The sequence below is a fragment of the Dellaglioa sp. L3N genome (assembly GCF_054941095.1).
In genome coordinates this window covers 705,051-722,172 of record NZ_CM142928.1, presented here as the reverse complement: position 1 = coordinate 722,172, position 17,122 = coordinate 705,051, and the positions used below count along the sequence as shown (strand labels likewise).

Annotated in this window: 21 protein-coding genes; 8 read left to right on the top strand and 13 right to left on the bottom strand. The window is 33.2% G+C overall.

All coding sequences use genetic code 11. The features are described 5' to 3' along the window. Window positions 1-22 precede the first annotated feature (22 nt). Complete coding sequence (gene yidC, locus ACVPPR_RS03695) at window positions 23-955, top strand: membrane protein insertase YidC (protein WP_462297633.1); 933 nt, start codon at window positions 23-25, stop codon at window positions 953-955. Between the two features lie 25 nt (window positions 956-980). Here yidC and ACVPPR_RS03690 read toward each other — a convergent pair whose 3' ends face one another. The 6 genes from ACVPPR_RS03690 to ACVPPR_RS03665 form a co-directional block, all read right to left on the bottom strand. After that, window positions 981-2,450 (bottom strand): HAMP domain-containing sensor histidine kinase, encoded by a 1,470-nt coding sequence (locus ACVPPR_RS03690; protein ID WP_462304674.1) that lies wholly within the window; start codon window positions 2,448-2,450, stop codon window positions 981-983. 38 nt (window positions 2,451-2,488) lie between these two features. Next, a complete protein-coding gene (locus ACVPPR_RS03685) occupies window positions 2,489-3,175 on the bottom strand; it encodes a response regulator transcription factor (protein WP_462297636.1) in 687 nt (228 codons plus the stop codon). Between the two features lie 306 nt (window positions 3,176-3,481). Then, a complete protein-coding gene (locus ACVPPR_RS03680) occupies window positions 3,482-4,342 on the bottom strand; it encodes a DUF4097 family beta strand repeat-containing protein (protein WP_462304673.1) in 861 nt (286 codons plus the stop codon). Beyond that, window positions 4,326-4,964 (bottom strand): DUF1700 domain-containing protein, encoded by a 639-nt coding sequence (locus tag ACVPPR_RS03675; RefSeq protein WP_462304672.1) that lies wholly within the window; start codon window positions 4,962-4,964, stop codon window positions 4,326-4,328. The genes ACVPPR_RS03680 and ACVPPR_RS03675 overlap by 17 nt, the downstream gene beginning before the upstream one ends. Further along, window positions 4,961-5,278, bottom strand: a complete 318-nt coding sequence (locus ACVPPR_RS03670) for a PadR family transcriptional regulator (RefSeq protein ID WP_462297646.1) — start codon at window positions 5,276-5,278, stop codon at window positions 4,961-4,963. Before ACVPPR_RS03670 ends, ACVPPR_RS03675 begins: the two co-directional genes overlap by 4 nt. A 162-nt stretch (window positions 5,279-5,440) precedes the next feature. Beyond that, window positions 5,441-6,379, bottom strand: a complete 939-nt coding sequence (locus ACVPPR_RS03665) for a DMT family transporter (RefSeq protein ID WP_462304671.1) — start codon at window positions 6,377-6,379, stop codon at window positions 5,441-5,443. A gap of 181 nt (window positions 6,380-6,560) precedes the next feature. Here ACVPPR_RS03665 and ACVPPR_RS03660 point away from each other — a divergent pair, with 181 nt between their 5' ends. Beyond that, complete coding sequence (locus tag ACVPPR_RS03660; RefSeq protein ID WP_462304670.1) at window positions 6,561-7,457, top strand: LysR family transcriptional regulator; 897 nt, start codon at window positions 6,561-6,563, stop codon at window positions 7,455-7,457. 195 nt (window positions 7,458-7,652) lie between these two features. Next, window positions 7,653-7,877: a hypothetical protein gene (locus ACVPPR_RS03655; RefSeq protein WP_462297650.1), complete on the top strand. Its 225-nt coding sequence runs from the start codon at window positions 7,653-7,655 to the stop codon at window positions 7,875-7,877. Here the strand turns inward: ACVPPR_RS03655 and ACVPPR_RS03650 are convergent. Then, window positions 7,872-8,183, bottom strand: a complete 312-nt coding sequence (locus tag ACVPPR_RS03650) for a helix-turn-helix domain-containing protein (RefSeq protein ID WP_462297652.1) — start codon at window positions 8,181-8,183, stop codon at window positions 7,872-7,874. The two genes, ACVPPR_RS03655 and ACVPPR_RS03650, sit on opposite strands and share 6 nt — an antisense overlap. Window positions 8,184-8,520: 337 nt before the next feature. Here ACVPPR_RS03650 and ACVPPR_RS03645 point away from each other — a divergent pair, with 337 nt between their 5' ends. From ACVPPR_RS03645 to ACVPPR_RS03630, 4 genes are all read left to right on the top strand, one after another. Then, window positions 8,521-8,841, top strand: coding sequence for a hypothetical protein (locus ACVPPR_RS03645; RefSeq protein WP_462304669.1), 321 nt, complete (start codon window positions 8,521-8,523; stop codon window positions 8,839-8,841). A gap of 78 nt (window positions 8,842-8,919) precedes the next feature. Continuing rightward, window positions 8,920-10,113, top strand: coding sequence for a hypothetical protein (locus tag ACVPPR_RS03640; RefSeq protein WP_462304668.1), 1,194 nt, complete (start codon window positions 8,920-8,922; stop codon window positions 10,111-10,113). Between the two features lie 65 nt (window positions 10,114-10,178). Continuing rightward, window positions 10,179-10,550, top strand: a complete 372-nt coding sequence (locus ACVPPR_RS03635) for a hypothetical protein (RefSeq protein ID WP_462304667.1) — start codon at window positions 10,179-10,181, stop codon at window positions 10,548-10,550. A gap of 156 nt (window positions 10,551-10,706) precedes the next feature. Next, window positions 10,707-11,726, top strand: a complete 1,020-nt coding sequence (locus ACVPPR_RS03630) for a YdcF family protein (protein ID WP_462304666.1) — start codon at window positions 10,707-10,709, stop codon at window positions 11,724-11,726. An 84-nt stretch (window positions 11,727-11,810) separates the two neighbouring features. Here ACVPPR_RS03630 and gndA read toward each other — a convergent pair whose 3' ends face one another. Then, window positions 11,811-13,232, bottom strand: a complete 1,422-nt coding sequence (gndA, locus tag ACVPPR_RS03625; RefSeq protein WP_462297659.1) for an NADP-dependent phosphogluconate dehydrogenase — start codon at window positions 13,230-13,232, stop codon at window positions 11,811-11,813. A 185-nt stretch (window positions 13,233-13,417) separates the two neighbouring features. Between gndA and ACVPPR_RS03620 the strand changes: the two genes are divergently transcribed. Beyond that, window positions 13,418-13,921: a hypothetical protein gene (locus tag ACVPPR_RS03620; protein WP_462297660.1), complete on the top strand. Its 504-nt coding sequence runs from the start codon at window positions 13,418-13,420 to the stop codon at window positions 13,919-13,921. Between the two features lie 82 nt (window positions 13,922-14,003). Here the strand turns inward: ACVPPR_RS03620 and rpmF are convergent, their stop codons facing one another. From rpmF to rsfS, 5 genes are all read right to left on the bottom strand, one after another. Next, window positions 14,004-14,183: a 50S ribosomal protein L32 gene (gene rpmF, locus ACVPPR_RS03615; RefSeq protein ID WP_057973392.1), complete on the bottom strand. Its 180-nt coding sequence runs from the start codon at window positions 14,181-14,183 to the stop codon at window positions 14,004-14,006. A 55-nt stretch (window positions 14,184-14,238) separates the two neighbouring features. Then, the gene (locus ACVPPR_RS03610) at window positions 14,239-14,787 is read right to left on the bottom strand and encodes a YceD family protein (protein WP_462304665.1); all 549 of its coding nucleotides are present in this window, start codon (window positions 14,785-14,787) and stop codon (window positions 14,239-14,241) included. A gap of 80 nt (window positions 14,788-14,867) precedes the next feature. Then, window positions 14,868-16,010, bottom strand: a complete 1,143-nt coding sequence (locus tag ACVPPR_RS03605) for a nucleotidyltransferase (protein WP_462304664.1) — start codon at window positions 16,008-16,010, stop codon at window positions 14,868-14,870. 11 nt (window positions 16,011-16,021) lie between these two features. Continuing rightward, window positions 16,022-16,762, bottom strand: a complete 741-nt coding sequence (locus tag ACVPPR_RS03600) for a class I SAM-dependent methyltransferase (protein ID WP_462297665.1) — start codon at window positions 16,760-16,762, stop codon at window positions 16,022-16,024. Beyond that, entirely contained in the window at window positions 16,762-17,118 is a 357-nt protein-coding gene (rsfS, locus tag ACVPPR_RS03595; RefSeq protein ID WP_462297666.1) for a ribosome silencing factor, read from the bottom strand. The genes ACVPPR_RS03600 and rsfS overlap by 1 nt, the downstream gene beginning before the upstream one ends. Window positions 17,119-17,122: the final 4 nt, after the last annotated feature.

The window sequence follows — 17,122 nt, the reverse complement described above, 5'->3', positions numbered from 1 at the left end:
CATATAAGAGGAGAAATAATTAATGAAAAAGCTTAAGCGTTTAACACTGCTCCCAATATTTATGACCATCGTCCTATTTTTATCAGGATGTGTGCGTCAGGACAAAAGCGGTAACCCTTACGGCATGGTTTACGACTACCTAGCAAAACCAACTCAAGGGTTACTTGAATGGTTATCATCTCATTTAGGCAATAATTATGGTCTTGCGATCATTGTCATCTCATTCGTCATTCGAATGGCCTTAATGCCAATGATGATTAACCAATCGAAAAAAGCGACCGTTCAACAAGAAAAAATGGGTTCCATTCAACCCCAACTAAAAGTGATTCAAGACCGTCAAAAGGCTGCTAAATCACCAGAAGAAAAAGCAGCAAGTAGTCAAGCAATGATGGCACTTTACAAAGATAACAACGTCAGCATGACTGGTGGGATTGGTTGTTTACCCTTATTAATCCAAATGCCAATCTTTGCTGCTTTATATGCTGCTATTCGCTATTCTGCAGAATTAAAAGGTGCTGTATTCTTTGGTATTAAATTAGGTACGCCTTCAATCGTCTTTACTATCTTGTGTTTCATTGTGTACTTAGGACAAGGGTTCATCTCAACAATTGGCCTACCGCCTGCACAAAAAAAGACCATGCAAACAATGTTAATTGCTAGTCCAGTAATGATGGTATTTGTTACATTGAGCGCTCCAGCAGGTATTGGTCTCTACTTCTTTATCGGTGGAATCTTTGCATGTGTCCAAACGTTTATTATTATGTTAATGCGTCCAAGAATTCGTCGTGAGATTCAAGCAGAACTTGCTAAAAACCCACCCGTCGTTAGAGAACATAAAACAATTGATGCTGTTGAAGAAACCGTTGAACGTACAATTGACAATGTTGAAGATGACTTGTCAAACGCTACAAAAAATAATCGTAATCGTAATGCCGGTAAACAAAATCGTAAATAAATAAAAAAGATTAAAACATGACGTTTTAATCTTTTTTTGTCTCTTCATTTATTTGTTCTGCAATTAAGGGTAATGAAATTCTGAAAATTGATCCACGTTTTGCAACACTCTCAACGACTAATGTCCCTTTATAACCCATAATTAATTTTTGTGCAATTGATAATCCAAGCCCATTTCCACCTTTATCACGGCTTCTTGCTTTATCAACACGATAAAAACGATTAAAGACATTCTTCAAATTATTTTTAGAAATGCCCTCACCGAAATCTTGAATAGCAATTCGAACCATTTTCATATCTTTTGAAGCTGAGATATGAATTTCTTTTCTTGTTTCTGAGTATTTAACCGCATTATCCATTAAGATAATTAAAACTTGTTCTAAATGATTTCGTGAAATTTTTACTAAGCTTTCTCCTCTGAAATCTTCATCCAAAATAAATGTAAAATCTGGATGAATCATTTTGAAATCATTAAATACCTGTAAAACAACTAAACGAACATCGGTAAGTTCATTCTTAAATGTCATTTCAACTTGTTCAGCTCGTGACAAGTCTAACATTTCTTGAACTAAACTCTTCATCCGATTAATTTCTTGGAGGGATGCTTCAATCGATTCGGCTAAAACAGCCGGATCGTCTTTCCCCCATCTGTTTAATAATTCCATATGCCCTTGAATAATCGCAACTGGTGTCCTTAATTCATGCGAAACATCTTCAACGAATTGTTGTTGTTGATCAATATAGCGTTCCATTCGATCCAGCATACTATTAAACAAGTCCGTTAAATCAGATAACTCATCATTTCGATGCATGTCTGGGACACGAACATGTCCAATCGGTGTATCACCCGCATTAATGCGATCAATAGTTTCATTCACTAAATCAATGGGACTAAGTAACCAAGACGCTAAGACATAGCCTAAAATGGCACTACCAAAAGTTGCCGTAATAATTAAAACAATAAAAATTAAAATTAATTTATTACTAATCTTATGATAGTTCTCTAACGCATTTGTCACTTGTGCATAGCCAATTTTTTTACCCGTTTTAGATGAATAAATGGCCTTTCTGGCAACATAACCACTTGCACCATTAATGGTTTGGCTAGTGAATGTCATTTTATTTATTTTAACGAATGGCACATTTAAATTTCTTGAAGCAAAAACCTCTTCTTGTTTCAAATTATAGACACCAACTGCAACATTTTCTCGTGATAAGTTAACAATTACCGCATTCGAATATAAATTATTTTCATCTTTAGAAGAACTGGCATTAGAATTTATTGGCTTCAAATGTTGCGCAGTACTCGAAATTGTTAACTCTTGGTTTTCACGACTTAATTGTTGTGTCACCGTTCTTAACGTATCTTGCACATCTTTTTTTTCTTTATCTAATAAAACACCGCTAAAACTCTGAAAAATAAGCGAAGAAAAAACGGCAAATATAAGTAAAACACCCATTGCCGTTCCTAATGCCCATTTCCATTTAAGCGACATACGTCTTGCTTCTTTTGGATGCTGGGTTATTTTTCTTCTCATGATCTCATTACGTATCCTGTTCCTCTAACGGTTTGAATGTAACTTTCTTCACCACTACGATCAATTTTGTTTCGTAAGTATCGAATATAGACATCTACAACGTTCGTTTCAACTTCTGATTCATAGCCCCAGACTTTAGCTAATAAAACATCCCTAGCTAAAACAACGTTGACACTTTCCATTAAAGCTAAAAGTAATTCATATTCACGTTTAGTTAATTCAATCACTTCTTCATCACGACGAACGACACGATTTTCTTTTTCAATTGTTAAATCACGGTAAGTAACGGTCGTTTGTTTCGCAATATTTTGTTCACCTTCAATATCAATACGGCGTAACAATGCACGTAAACGCGCCAATAATTCTTCAATCGCAAATGGTTTAACAATATAATCATCTGCACCATGATCTAACCCAGATACACGATCAATAACAGAATCACGAGCTGTCATCATAATGATTGGTGTATTTTTAACTTGTCGCACACGACGACAAACTTCAAGTCCATTTAATTCAGGCAACATTAAATCAAGTAAAATTGAATCCCAATCTTCATTTAGAGCTGCTTCCAATCCTGTACGTCCATCAAAATGGACTTCAGTTTCGAATCCTTCATGCTGTAATTCTAATTCAACAAAGCGCGCTAAATTTTTTTCATCTTCAATTATTAGAATACGACTCATATTTTCACGATCTCCTGTTAGTTTATTTTTATTTTCTCATTCGTATACACACGATTTTTAACCAATATCTTACTTTTCTTATTTTACCATTAAATGATATCCTTGCATACACTGTAACTCATATAGGTATTTATAGCCTTTTAAGAATTTTAAACTAGCACTTTTTAACCAAATTAAAAAGGCTCTATCACCAACAACCGTTGACAAAGAACCTATAAATAAACCTAAAATCGGCATACTATGAATTAATATATCACTATTTTTGTTTAACTACCTTAAGGCACTTCACTATCAAGACTCCCTCTTTTAATAATCAGTTACTGCTATATCCCCATCACTTGTCATTAACCGATACGTACTTTTAGCTGTCGCTTGATACGTATAATTAGAATCATCTATATTTCGACCAAATATAGATAGATCACCATCACGAGAAGTAGCATGGACACCGCTATTTTTATTAGCCCTAACGTCAATGTCACCATCATTAGTTTTAACGAAAAAATGGTCTTCAAGCTGGTTATTCAATAAAGAGATATCGCCATCACTAGTAATAATAGACCCACTTTTGAAATGATTTTCCCGCAACGTTAAATCTCCCTCTGATGAAACTAATGTCACTTGTGGTGCTGTCACATTAGTTAATTGACTATCTCCAATTGCATTTATTTCAATTAATTTTGACGTTTTTAAATGGTCTAAGTAAACGTCACCTCGGCTTTTAATTTGTACTTTTTTTATCTTTAAATGGGTTAATTGTAAATCACCCTGTTGTGACATAGCTTGAACTTGATCTAAAGTTCTATTTTCAGGCACCGTAATAATAATTTTATTACTCCTATCTGGTGAAATTCCCATCGTGTATTTACTACCAGCATGACGCGAGCTAATGGTTACATGACCTTGATGTATCGTTACCTTAGGTTGTTCGCGAGTTGCATTAACTTTAATACGGCTCTTTTCACCATTTCGTACTTCAACTGGTAAATCTGAACTTAAAGTTAATGATTTTATTTGCTTAGGATAATACGTCTTTGTTAATTTTTTAGTTGAATGAAACCCATGCTGCCAGTAAATTGGTTTAATGCCATCATTAACACTCCCAAAAGCAACTAGAATCAACCCAAAGATTAATAAAATAAGACCAATTTTAATGCTGCGTTTCATGATAATCTCCCCCTTTTTCAGCACGATTACGTTTAATAAATCGGTAATATAAACGTTGAACAGCATTAGTAGTTACTTGAATCATTAAAGTTATAACCCAAATAATTAATGGTATAACAATTAACCCTAGTCCTAACAATGTCATGCCGAATCCTATATAAAATAATCCAGTCCAAAGTGAATGACTGATAACCCAAATTCCAGCAATAATCATCACGACAGTTGTTCCAACTATAACAACTAACAGACATAAAGCAGTAATCACAAACGCAAAAATCATAACCCCGAATACCGCTAAAATCGCAAAAATGGCGAATATTACTGGAATCGTTGTCGGAGCAGCCAATAACGCTAACAAGACTAACCAAATAGTCTGAATGTTCGCTCGTGATTTTTGACGGTGAGTCGATTCAGCGTTTAAATTTTCATTAAAATGAATCGAATAATCCGCTAACGTTTTACGCGCTAATTGTTTCGGCATACCCAGTTCAGTAACACAGTCCTTATATTCATTTATGCCTGCATCTAGTAGGTATTCACGGTAAAATTCTATAACTGAATGACGCTCTTCTTCATCAAGTTGTACAAGCAGTGATGAAAATTCATCTAAGTAATCGTTCATGATGGTGTTTCCCCCTTTAATAATGTATTAATCGATTGAGAATACCGTTTCCAATCGTTTTGAACTACGATTAGTTGTTGCTTCCCTGTAGTCGTTAATTGATAATACCGTCGATTACGTCCTTGGTAAGCTTGATCGTACGTTGTCACCCAATCATTTTTTTTCAACCGACGTAATACTGGGTACAATGTCGATTCAGACACAGAAATAGTTTCTTGTAGTAGTTGCGTAAGCGCATATCCATAGTAATCTTGGTCACTTAACGCTGATAAAACACAACCATCAAGTAATTCTGAACTAATTTGAATTGCCATATTTATTCCTCCCACTATATTATACGTCATATAGTATTGTTCAATCAATATCATAGTATACGCATCTTCTTCTGTCAATAAATAGTTATTTTAAAATTAAACCAAAATAAAAAGCCCTTGCTCCGCAAGAACTTTAATCTTTTAAAAATAGACTAAATTTAATTATTTAATCACATGACCTTTTTTTGCAGAATAGCGATTATAGATATTATTACCAATCAATGCACTAATCGTTATTAAACAACCAACAATTTCAAACAATGAAACTTGGTATCCATTAATAATAGTTATCATAAATGATATAATTGGGACTAAATTCATAAACAAAATACCATTAATAGGTGTAACAATTCGATTTCCCATATTCCAAGCAAATACAGCAACAACGCCTGCCAACGTTACCATATACAATAGTGCATTTTGAACGTCATTAATTTGAGAAAAGGTTGGTATTTTTAACCACCCAATTAAAGTCGCTATTACTAATACAATAATGACTGATATTACACCTAAAATAGCCGTTAAAGTTGAATATCTCAAAATGGACCATTCGGGAAAATCGGCGCCACCCGCAGTATATATAACCCAGCATAGAGCGCCTAATAAAATTAAAATGACTGATAAAAGTGTATTATGTCCTGATACTAGAATGCTAATATGCCCCTTAGTAACGACCATAAAAACGCCTATTGCAGCAATAATCATTGCTATTAGAGAAATTTTTGTAGGCTTTACACCACGATATATCCACCCAACTAAAACGCCTAATAACGGTTGAACTGCCATCATAACAGATGCAATAATAGAACCTGAGGGGCCTGCGATTTGTTGACCCAAAAAAACCAGAAAACTGAATCCAGCAAATGCAGATGTCCCAAATAACCAAAGTTTAATGGTATGCCCCTCTGTCTTAAAAGCTTTAGGACCTTCTACAATAACTAAAATGATTGCAAAAATAAGTGCAACACTACCGTAACGTAACAGAGTAAAGTAAAATGGATCCATAATCTGGAGTGCTGGTGCCATGATTGGAAACATCCCACCCCAAGACAAAACAGAAATTAAACATAATATTAACCCATAAATATATTTTTTTGACATTATTTAATACCCCCTATTTTTAGTTTGAAAATTTACTAGACTTAATTTCTAACATAAATATCCCCCTTCAGCTTATCTAAAATCTAACATCCAATCTTGTATTTTTGAATAAACAATTTATAATACTTAGTTATAACTTATTTGCATAACCCCCAACTAGAACAGACTGGAGTGAAGACCCATGCCACATGAAAATTCGTTTAATATTGAACTTCTCTATATTCTGATAAAAGTTAGTGAACTTAAGAGTATTAATAAAAGTAGCACTGCCTTAATGATGACCCAACCAGCAATAAGTAAAAAAATTAAACAACTAGAGGATTATTATGATGAACAATTATTCATAAGAAGTTCTAAGGGTATGGAACTCACGTCAGTAGGTCAAAGATTATATGTAAGATCTAAAAAAATTATTAAAGAATTTGAAGATATTCATTATTCCATTTCCACAGAAGCAGTTCATTTAGATGAGATAAAACTAGGCTCACTTGATAGTATCTCGTCAACGATGTATCAAAAATTCTTTATTAAGTCATTTACTAGTTTTAAAGAAACCCTAATTACCAATAAAATTTTCGAACTAATCGCTCCATTTAATGACGGAAACCTTGATGTCATACTAATTGACTCAGCTTTTAGACATGATTTAATTGGTACTTTCGAAGAAATAGCATTATTTAAAGAACCCTATTACTTAATCTATTCAAAAAACAATAAAGAAGTTGAAAAATTAGATATAACCACTTTAAATGCTACTAATTTAAGTCACTTAAACCTTCTTATGTATCCAAAATATTGTCCAATTCATCAAAGAATTAGACAAATTTATCAAAAATTAGGTATCGTTCCACCAGCTATTGCTGAAATTGATTACAGTGAGTCAACAACTACACTAGTATCTCACTCAGATTATGTCACTATATTGCCAAAATCATTGGCTATTAATAAGGTTGCTCAAGGGATGACCAATCTATCAATGAAACAATTAGACAGTACTTTTACCCGAAGTGTGTCATTATTTGCACATGATCAAAAAACCATTCAGTTAATTAGCCAACTGCTATTTGACCCAGAATAAACTCAAAATTGAGTTTATTCTTTCTCTTGACACCTATGTTAAAATTAATTCAAATGATTCTTTAGTTTGTGTTAACGCAGAATTAATTCATCTTAATTACAAGTCTATAAATAATTTAATATTAGATTAAAATAAGCTTTAACCAGTTAGATCGACTGGTTAAAGCTTATTTTTTTTGAGGAGGAACCTTATTTTATGCATGAATCTAATTTATTAATGAACAACCTAAAGGTACTACAAGATTTAAAATTTTACATTTACACCCTAACTGATAATAGACTTGATTTCAAATACTTTAACATCTTAACTTTAAAAACAGATGTTCTTGAAATTGATCTCGTACAAGAATATAAAATCAGAAAATACAATGCCACCCTAGCAGAAATTGCACAAGCTATTATTGATAACTATGATTTATAATTTAATAATTTTTAAAATTGACTTAGAAAATTCTTTACGATTCTCTTCCGTTAACGAACCCATATACTGCATTAATTCTACAGTAGGAATATCTGAAAACTGAGGATAACTAAAAAAATCAATCAATTCTAAATCTAATGCCTGTGCAATATCAGCTAATTTATTAATACTAATATTAGCAACATCACCCCGTTCAATTCTAGATATCAAACTAATTGACACATTCGACTTTTCAGCGAGCTGCTCTATTGTTAAATTTAAATACTTTCGTTTGTTATGAATCAATTGACTTATTTTTTTAAACATCGATTTTTCTCCAATCGTAACCTTATATTTTACAATAAGTGAAAAGTCAATCAGCTTAAAGATTTTATATTAACTAAAATAACGATAAAAGAAGATTATAATAGATATTTTTGCTATAATAATACTTATTAAGTATGTAAAAAGGTTTTATAAGCCTTTTCAACAGAAAATTAGGAGTGATTTTATGAAATAAAATTAATACAGTACTTTTATATTTATACTATTGTACCTATTTTAAAATGAGGAAGAAAGTGATCGTTCTTAAACCATTCTGTTACTCACAGTACTATTCAAAAATTAATAACTCTAAAATAACTTAAAAAAAGGCGGAAAAATAATGTCAGAAAATAAGAATAAACAACCTACAGAAAACAACGTACCACAACACAGAGAAGCTATCGTTATCAATAATCAATCAACAAACCAAACGAACCCACTAGGAACAGCAGGTTTTGTTATTGCTTTAATCACACTTTTTCTTGGCTGGATTCCTGTAATCGGCTGGATTATGTGGATTTTAGGGGCATTGTTCTCTGTTATTGGTCTATTTAAAACGCCAAAAGGATTTGCTATAGCCGGGACTATCATTTCTTTTATTGATGTTTTTGTTATTTTAGCAATTGCAAGTGGGATTGCTGCTGCAGGGGCAATGTTTTAAATTAAATCATTATTAAAAAAATTGGGAGTGGTATAGCTTATTAAGCTTCATGCCATAAAAGGGAGAAATATGAACGATTTGCTTAAAAAGAATGAATCCAAAATAACTAACGGGAAAAAATTTGTAAAAGGTCATAAAAAATCACTATCTATTGGTGCGTCAATTCTTATCATATTAATTATTATTTTTAGTTTTATCGCAACACGACCTACTAATTTAGTTTCTACTGCTGATGTTACTTTTTCAGGATACGACGGTGACGGCACGTTAAATTATAAAAGTGACGCATTAGATAAAAAAATCAAAGAAATTTCCTACAAAGCAGCAAAAATATCAGAAAAGGACACAAAGATCCTTCTCTCAGATAATACAAGTGCAATAGATATTTTAGAAACAGATCCTGCCTTTGAACAAAAGGAAGATCTTGCAGACTCTTACGATTCAGCAGTAGATGTTGACTTTAACAAAGAATCAAATCTTTCTAACGGGGATAAAGTCACAATGACAGTAACCGTTGATTCAACGGATATTCCCATAAAATCAACTAAAAAAACATTTACTGTCAAAGGACTTAAAAAATCATCTAAAATAACAATATCTGATATCCTAAAAAACGTTTCATTTAATTTTTCTGGATACAATGGTTCCGGATCTATTCATGAAAAATCAGCTAAATATGGTTCAGACATATTGTCAATACCAGTTAATAAGTACAATCTTTCTAACGGAGATACCGTTAAAGTCAAAATAAATCCTGATTATATTGATTCTTTAGGAGAAAAAGGTAAAATATTTACTGGATCTCATTCAAAAAAAGTGACTGTTACAGGGCTTAAATCACTTTCAAATATCGAAAATCTTGCCGCTGCACTTACGCAAGTAGATGCCCTTGCGAGAACAGATAACAAAGATGACAAGGATAGTCCAGATATAGGTACGGATACTTTTATCATTAAACGTTTAACTAGTTATATTACAAATATTCGTTCTACTAGTTTTGTTACTTCCGTGACTCATTCAAGTTACAGATTAGCTGTCATTTATAAGATTAATGAAAATAATACTTTCACTGATGACAATCAAAAAACAACATCATATAAAATTTATGGTTATGATTCCATAGATATTTCAAATAATAAATTAGATTTAAAAAATGTATCTTCTAATGATACATTATCCTTATCAAATCAAGCTTATACATCCTTGGATGAGGCTACCTCCGCTCTAAAAGCAGCTAATAGTGGCTATACAAAAGTAACCGTAGAAAAATAAGTTTATCTCTATCCCCTACTAAATGAAGGGGTATAACCAATTAGTAAACAAAGGACAGTGAAAATATGAATAAAAACAATAATTCTCTCTTAGCTAAAGTAACTAAAACGCAACTAATTATTGGTACCATCAGTCTTGTTGTTTTAATCACCATTATTTATTTAGTAATAGCTTCTGGAAATGTTAAAAATAATATTGTTGGAACTTGGAAAGTTAGTCCAGATACCGATTCATCTAGCTATTTTGAATTCGATAAAAAAGGTGAATTTTATCTGTACGATTCTTATGGTTCTGAACAAGCAGAAGGCACCTATACCGTTAATTCTAAAAATATTAAAATTAACGCAGACAATTTAGAAAGTAGCACAATTAGAGGAAAGGCATCTGAGGGAGAAAATACCGGTAATATGAAACTCGTCAGAAGCAAGTTACCTTAATGATTGAAAGTTTTAGACAATAGAGCCTTACTAATTAATTTTAGTAAGGTTTTTTTATGTCACTATCCGAATTCACTTCATCCATTTTTGTCACACTATATTTGCTTGAATTAGCTATTTCAGGTACGATAATTGTAAACAAGTGAGGTAAATACTATGTATATTCTTTTTATTGTAATTGCTATTTTAGGATTATTACTACTGATAGATCGGCGCAACTTTTTTATTGGCGCCTTATTTGCAATTAGCATTGTCACTTTAATCATGACTTTGCTCGCAATTGGCTTAAAGGTTCTCATTAATCATATGGATGATATTCCGTTATTATACTGGCAGATTATTTTATCTGGTATCTTCATTGCCATTTTCCTAGTCATCCTCGTCGTTATTCCCGGGATGGTCTTTAACACCTTTTTTATAGCGCATAAGGAAGGTAAAGGATTCACTGGGAAATTATCATCAATCTTAGGCGTGAATAATTTTCTAATTATTTTTGTGACTTTAATCTTAATTACATCTAACCTACCAATATTTGCCCGCGCGCTCCTATCAACTTTCCTATTAATTGATATTTTTTTCAGTACTTTATTCATTGGCTATCTAATTTACTCGCTCATTTACCAAATGATTCCTAAGAGTTTTAAAGTTGATTATATTGTTGTCTTAGGCGCTTGGGTTAAAGACGGTAAAGTAACCCCATTACTAAAAAGTCGCGTTGACAAAGCCGTCGGTTATTATAACAAACAACAAGGTCACTTAAAATTTATCGTTAGTGGTGGTAAAGGCTCTGACGAACTCATCTCAGAGGGTGCAGCTATGAAAAATTACTTATTAAGTATCAACATTCCCGAAAAAGATATTATTGTAGAAGATAAATCTACGACTACGTTAGAAAATATGAAATTTTCAAAACAAAAAATAAATGAAGATTGGACTTCAACCACTGCTCCTAAAATTCTATTCTCAACTAGTAACTACCACGTCTTTAGAGCGAGTCTTTATGCAAAAAAAGCTGGTTTGAACGCTGATGGCATTGGCGCACCAACTTCATTCTATTTTCTACCAAGTGCCCTTATTCGTGAATATATTGCCATTTTAGTGTACTACAAGTATTTCACACTGTTATCACTAATTGTCGGTATTGCCATAGAATTTCTTGCCTTTTGGGCTCATTAATAAAAATTATTAGCTGAAAAATAAAAAAAAGGCTATCTAACAACATTAACAATGCTGTTAGATAGCCTTTTTCAATTTAATGATTTATTGTTCTTTATACCATGTGTAATGGAATGAACCTGGTTTGTCAGTACGTTCATACGTATGAGCACCAAAGTAATCACGTTGTGCTTGGATTAAGTTAGCAGGTAAGACTTCTGAACGATATTGATCATAGTAAGTAATTGCTGCGCTAAATCCAGGAACTGGAATACCAGCTTTAACGGCGATACCAACGATATCACGAACTGATTCTTGATATTTTTTAACAATATCTTTGAAATAATCATCTAATAAGATATTATTTAAATCAGCTTTTTCATCAAATGCATCAGTAATATTTTGTAAGAAACGAGCACGGATAATACATCCAGCACGCCAAATCTTAGCCATATCACCAAAGTTCAAGTCCCATTCGTAATGTTCTGAAGCCACACGTAATTGTTCAAATCCTTGAGCATAACTCATGATTTTACTAAAGTATAAGGCTTCACGAATTTTTTCAACTAATTCTTTTTTGTCTAATTCGCCTAATTTAACTTCAGGTTTAGGTAAGACTTTGCTTGCTTCAACACGTTCTTCTTTCATTGCTGAAATATAACGTGCGTAAACTGATTCAGAAATAACAGATTGAGGAACACCTAATTCAAGGGCACTTTGTGATGACCATTTACCAGTACCTTTATTGCCAGCACGGTCTAAGATAACATCAACAATTGGTTTATCAGTCCCTAAATCATCTTTACGTGTTAAGATATCTGCTGTAATTTCGATTAAGTAACTGTCTAATTCGCCTTTGTTCCAGTCAGAGAAAATATCAGCAACTTCTTCCACTGAAAGTCCTAATAATTCTCTTAATAAATGATATGATTCTGAAATTAATTCCATATCACCATATTCGATTCCGTTATGAACCATCTTAACGTAATGTCCAGCACCATTAGGACCGATGTAAGTCACACATGGAGCCCCATCTTTAGCTTTAGCTGACATCTCTTCAAGAATTGGCGCAACGAGGTCATAGGCCTCTTTTTGGCCACCTGGCATCATTGATGGGCCTTCAAGGGCACCAATTTCACCACCAGAAACACCCATTCCAATAAAGTTAATCCCAGAATTATCTAATTCTGCGTTACGACGCACTGTATCTTCGAAGTAAGTATTTCCACCATCGATTAAAACATCACCCTTATCTAAGAATGGTAATAATTCTGCAATAACTGCATCAGTTGGTTTCCCAGCTTTTACCATGATGATAATTCTTCTAGGTTTTTCTAATGAATCCGCAAAATCTTTAATTGAATAGCTAGGTACTAATTTTTTCTCTGAGTGATCTTTCATAACCTGCTCAGTTTTAGATCCCGTTCTATTATAAATTGCTACCGTACGGCCACGACTCTCAGCATTCAAGGCAAGATTCTTACCCATGACAGCCATTCCAATAACACCAATTTGTGCTTTATCCATCATAATACCTCCTACATTTCTTTCATTTTTTGTGAATCAAAATCCATGTAATCTAAGAAAGTATCAGCTACCGACTTTGTCAATAAACCCATTTTAACTTTCAACATCAATTATACACCAGACACCAAAAATTCCTATCTATTTTGCCTTTTTTTGTTATACTGATTTCAGGAGGTCATTCAAATATGAAATTAGTTGAAGTTCAAGAATTATACTATGCTATTGATACTTTTTTATACAGTCGCGCAAAAGCAGAATTTTCTAATAACATCCCTACTTTTGACTTAATTGTTCAGGTTAACGGGAAATTATTGACGGCCGATTTTTTAGATTTAAAAGACAGCCGTATTCAAATCTACAGTACAACTAGCCAACACACTATTGCATCTCAATCTATTCCTTACGAAGATGACAGTAGTAATGCATTCATTAGTCCCATTAGAAAAGCAATCTTTAAAAATTATCGTTCTGAATTTTCTGGTTGGTCTAATCTTAGTAACAAGCCTGAACTATTACTAATAGATTTAATTGAACTAATTAAATCTATTAGTTCATCAACTTTTAAGGCAGTTAAAACACCAGCTAAAAATGTGACTTACATTGAAAGCCAAGCTAAACTCCCTTTCCAATTTTTTGACCCAGAGACAGATTTTGAAATTATGAGTTTAACAATTAACGAAAAAAGATAAAATCCATTTGGATTTTATCTTTTTTTATGTACAGAAAAAGCCTTAACACCATGGTTGTTAAGGCTTTTTACTTAATGTAGCTTTAGTTGTTTACTTTTACGACTTCTTTTCCGTCATAAAAACCACAGCTAGGACATACATAATGTGATTTTCTTAATTCGCCACAGTTAGGGCAAGCGCTCATACCTGGGACTGTCAACTTGTAATGCGTACGACGCATTCTCTTACGTGTTTTTGATGTTTTACGTGCTGGTACTGCCATTATCAAACACCTCCTTTAAAATTATCCAAAACTTTTAATAAAAGTATTGTTATGTTTATTCCTCTTCAGAACCATCGTTATCAAAGAAATTTTGTAACGAGGCAAATCGAGGATCAACTTTTTCTTTTCTAACCTGTACGAGTTTATCTTCAGTAAGAACTTCCCAATCGTCTCCAGTTGGTAATTCTTCTGCTTTTCTCTCATCGTCAGTCAGTATCTGCATCGGAATCTGTAATAAAACATTATCCTCTATCACAGAATTCAAATTGAGCATATCTTCTTCCAAAACAATTACGACATCATTTTTATCAAATCGTTCAAGTGCTTTATCGCGATAACCCACATAAAATTCATCTACTGAAAAATTCAATGGAACATCGACACTCTCTAATGAACGCGTTGATGGCATTTCAACTGTTAAACTAACATTAAAATGTCCAATAACATCTTGCTGGTCTGCTGATAGAATGCCCGTAACGTGGACTTCTGAAACCGACGTAATCGTTTTGTTGCGCGACATTAAGCCTTCTGAAAGGTTTAACATTTCGTCAACTTGAAGTGGTTCATCACTTTGTTTTTTTAACTCAACTAAGGACCATTTCATGCAAATATGCCTCCTAATGCAACGCTTATGATTATACCTGTGATTAAAAACATTGTCAATGGTATTCCCTTGACAGGATGTTATTTAATTTGTACGGGCTTTCTAAAAAGATCGGATTTTTTATGACTAACTAATCCATAAATAATGCCTGCTCGATAATCCAAATGATAAAGGCCTTCTTTTTCCTTCTTACCAATTTTAGTTAGTAAGGGATATGGTACCTCTTTTTTTAGATAATTAAGCAAAAATTGACCTTTTTTTGAGAACCCTAAGACATGATAATAAGGCTGCTTGTATTGTTTGTCAATTTCATTTTGCTTTATTTGCAACAAAATATAAGTTGCAAGTCTTGAAATTTTTGTATAAGTCACTCGTTTTGATTTCACTGCTTGGACCCAATCATCAAAATTAGCGTCATCAGGCAGTTGTTCATATTGCTGTAGCAATCGGTACTCAATACCCTCAGACATGCCATAAATCATCGCTAATTGTTCTGGCGTTGACAACCTCAACTGATATTTAAGATAAGGCCAAAAATCTGACCAATCAACCCACTTTTCATTTTCTGAATCAAGATTCGTTTGCTCTGGGACAACTTTGGCAATCGATATGTTCTTTTTAATAGCTAGCCTAATTGCAGTAGCACTTGTAATCTCTTGAGTTGCATCAAAATTAACTTCATGGTAATCAGCCTTAACTCGTTGAATCGGACACAACTGGATAGCTGTTTTTTCTGCTAAACAAGCCTCAGCATAAGCCAAACCTAATAAGTCATTTGGCTGATTAATAGTGATACCTGTTTTTTCAAAAACAGCTCGTTGGTATTGCATCGCATAAGTTTCATTAAATTGATCAAATCCATTATCCAATGTTTTAATTTCAGTCGCAATAAACTTAAAATCCAGTTTAGGATGTTCAGCACCAAAGACAAGCCTCGTTACCTGCATCCCTGCCAACAACTTAATTGCCCCTTTAGCAAACAAATCAGCTGGTTGAACAGAAAATGCAACGGGTAACTCAATTATTAAATCGACACCAGACCGCAATGCTTCCCTTGTACGGTTCTCTTTATCAATTGCTGCTGGAACACCCCGCTGTAAGAATTGACCGCTCATAATGGCAATAATCGTCGTATCAGGATATTGCGCTCTTATCTGATTAATTTGATATAAATGTCCATTATGAAATGGATTATACTCAACAATAATCCCAGTCGTGTCCAAGTGCCTCACTCCTATTTATCGCAGACAAAAAATAATCTTGTCGTTTTTTCATCAACTTCACTAGTCCCAAAGTCAGCAGATATTTTAATAGTCTTAAACCCAGCATTTTTTAATAAGTCAGTATATGTTTCAACTGAGTATGTTCGTTCATGATGATCTTCAGTTAATCTTTCAAATTGGTCATTACTCTCATTTTTAGTAAAAAATGTTAATTCATGAACCACACTGTGTGGTTGGTCATCTTTAAAAGTTGACCATAAGAAAGCTTGATTATCATCTTGATAGTTATACATATATCCAGGATAAACATCGTCCGTTTGATAAGTCGATATCACATCAAAAATAAACCGCCCATTTTCTTGTAATAATCCATGAATTGATTTAAAAACATTACCTACAGATTCAGAATCTGGTAAATAACAAAATGAGTCAGCAAAACAAGTAACCGCATCAAATTGAGGTAATTCTAAATCTTCCAAGTCCATCATATCGCCCTGTAACAATGGTAAAGACACGTTCGCATCTTGCGCATGTTGATCAGCAATTGATAACATTTCTTCAGATAAATCCAAACCAATAACTGAATACCCAGATTGCGTTAATGCAATAGCCAATTGACCTGCACCACAAGCCAATTCAAGTATCTCAGTTTTTTTATCAGGAACTTGTGCTTCGACAAAGGTTTGCCAAGAATCATATAGATCAGGATCCATTAATTGATCATATAATTTTGAAAAAGTGGTATAAATCATTATTCTTCAATCCATGCTGATAAATCTACAGATGCGCCTTCAGACCAGAATTTTTCTAAATCATAAAATTCACGTGATTCAGTTTTGAAGACATGCACAATTAAATCACCAAAATCTAATAAGACCCAGCTAGTTGAGTTACGGCCTTCAATACGGCGCACTTCAACGCCTGCAAGTTCTTCTTGATCTTGAATTTCTTTAACAATAGCTTTGACCTGACGAGCTGAATCAGCTTGTGTCACCATGAAATAATCTGCTAATAAGCTAATTTCATGAACATCAATAGCGACTGTATTTTCGCCACGTTTACCATCAGCAGCCTTAACTGCAATTTCTAATTTTTCTATACTATTCATTATT

Coding starts and splice junctions, on each gene's coding strand:
- ACVPPR_RS03680 (WP_462304673.1), bottom strand. CDS start 4,342: ATGAAACGCAGCATTAAAATTGGTCTTATTTTATTAATCTTTGGGTTG.
- ACVPPR_RS03600 (WP_462297665.1), bottom strand. CDS start 16,762: ATGATTTATACCACTTTTTCAAAATTATATGATCAATTAATGGATCCT.
- ACVPPR_RS03655 (WP_462297650.1), top strand. CDS start 7,653: ATGCATGAATCTAATTTATTAATGAACAACCTAAAGGTACTACAAGAT.
- yidC (WP_462297633.1), top strand. CDS start 23: ATGAAAAAGCTTAAGCGTTTAACACTGCTCCCAATATTTATGACCATC.
- ACVPPR_RS03665 (WP_462304671.1), bottom strand. CDS start 6,379: ATGTCAAAAAAATATATTTATGGGTTAATATTATGTTTAATTTCTGTT.
- ACVPPR_RS03690 (WP_462304674.1), bottom strand. CDS start 2,450: ATGTCGCTTAAATGGAAATGGGCATTAGGAACGGCAATGGGTGTTTTA.
- ACVPPR_RS03650 (WP_462297652.1), bottom strand. CDS start 8,183: ATGTTTAAAAAAATAAGTCAATTGATTCATAACAAACGAAAGTATTTA.
- ACVPPR_RS03685 (WP_462297636.1), bottom strand. CDS start 3,175: ATGAGTCGTATTCTAATAATTGAAGATGAAAAAAATTTAGCGCGCTTT.
- rsfS (WP_462297666.1), bottom strand. CDS start 17,118: ATGAATAGTATAGAAAAATTAGAAATTGCAGTTAAGGCTGCTGATGGT.
- rpmF (WP_057973392.1), bottom strand. CDS start 14,183: ATGGCAGTACCAGCACGTAAAACATCAAAAACACGTAAGAGAATGCGT.
- ACVPPR_RS03610 (WP_462304665.1), bottom strand. CDS start 14,787: ATGAAATGGTCCTTAGTTGAGTTAAAAAAACAAAGTGATGAACCACTT.
- ACVPPR_RS03620 (WP_462297660.1), top strand. CDS start 13,418: ATGAAATTAGTTGAAGTTCAAGAATTATACTATGCTATTGATACTTTT.
- ACVPPR_RS03675 (WP_462304672.1), bottom strand. CDS start 4,964: ATGAACGATTACTTAGATGAATTTTCATCACTGCTTGTACAACTTGAT.
- ACVPPR_RS03660 (WP_462304670.1), top strand. CDS start 6,561: ATGCCACATGAAAATTCGTTTAATATTGAACTTCTCTATATTCTGATA.
- ACVPPR_RS03670 (WP_462297646.1), bottom strand. CDS start 5,278: ATGGCAATTCAAATTAGTTCAGAATTACTTGATGGTTGTGTTTTATCA.
- gndA (WP_462297659.1), bottom strand. CDS start 13,232: ATGGATAAAGCACAAATTGGTGTTATTGGAATGGCTGTCATGGGTAAG.
- ACVPPR_RS03630 (WP_462304666.1), top strand. CDS start 10,707: ATGTATATTCTTTTTATTGTAATTGCTATTTTAGGATTATTACTACTG.
- ACVPPR_RS03635 (WP_462304667.1), top strand. CDS start 10,179: ATGAATAAAAACAATAATTCTCTCTTAGCTAAAGTAACTAAAACGCAA.
- ACVPPR_RS03645 (WP_462304669.1), top strand. CDS start 8,521: ATGTCAGAAAATAAGAATAAACAACCTACAGAAAACAACGTACCACAA.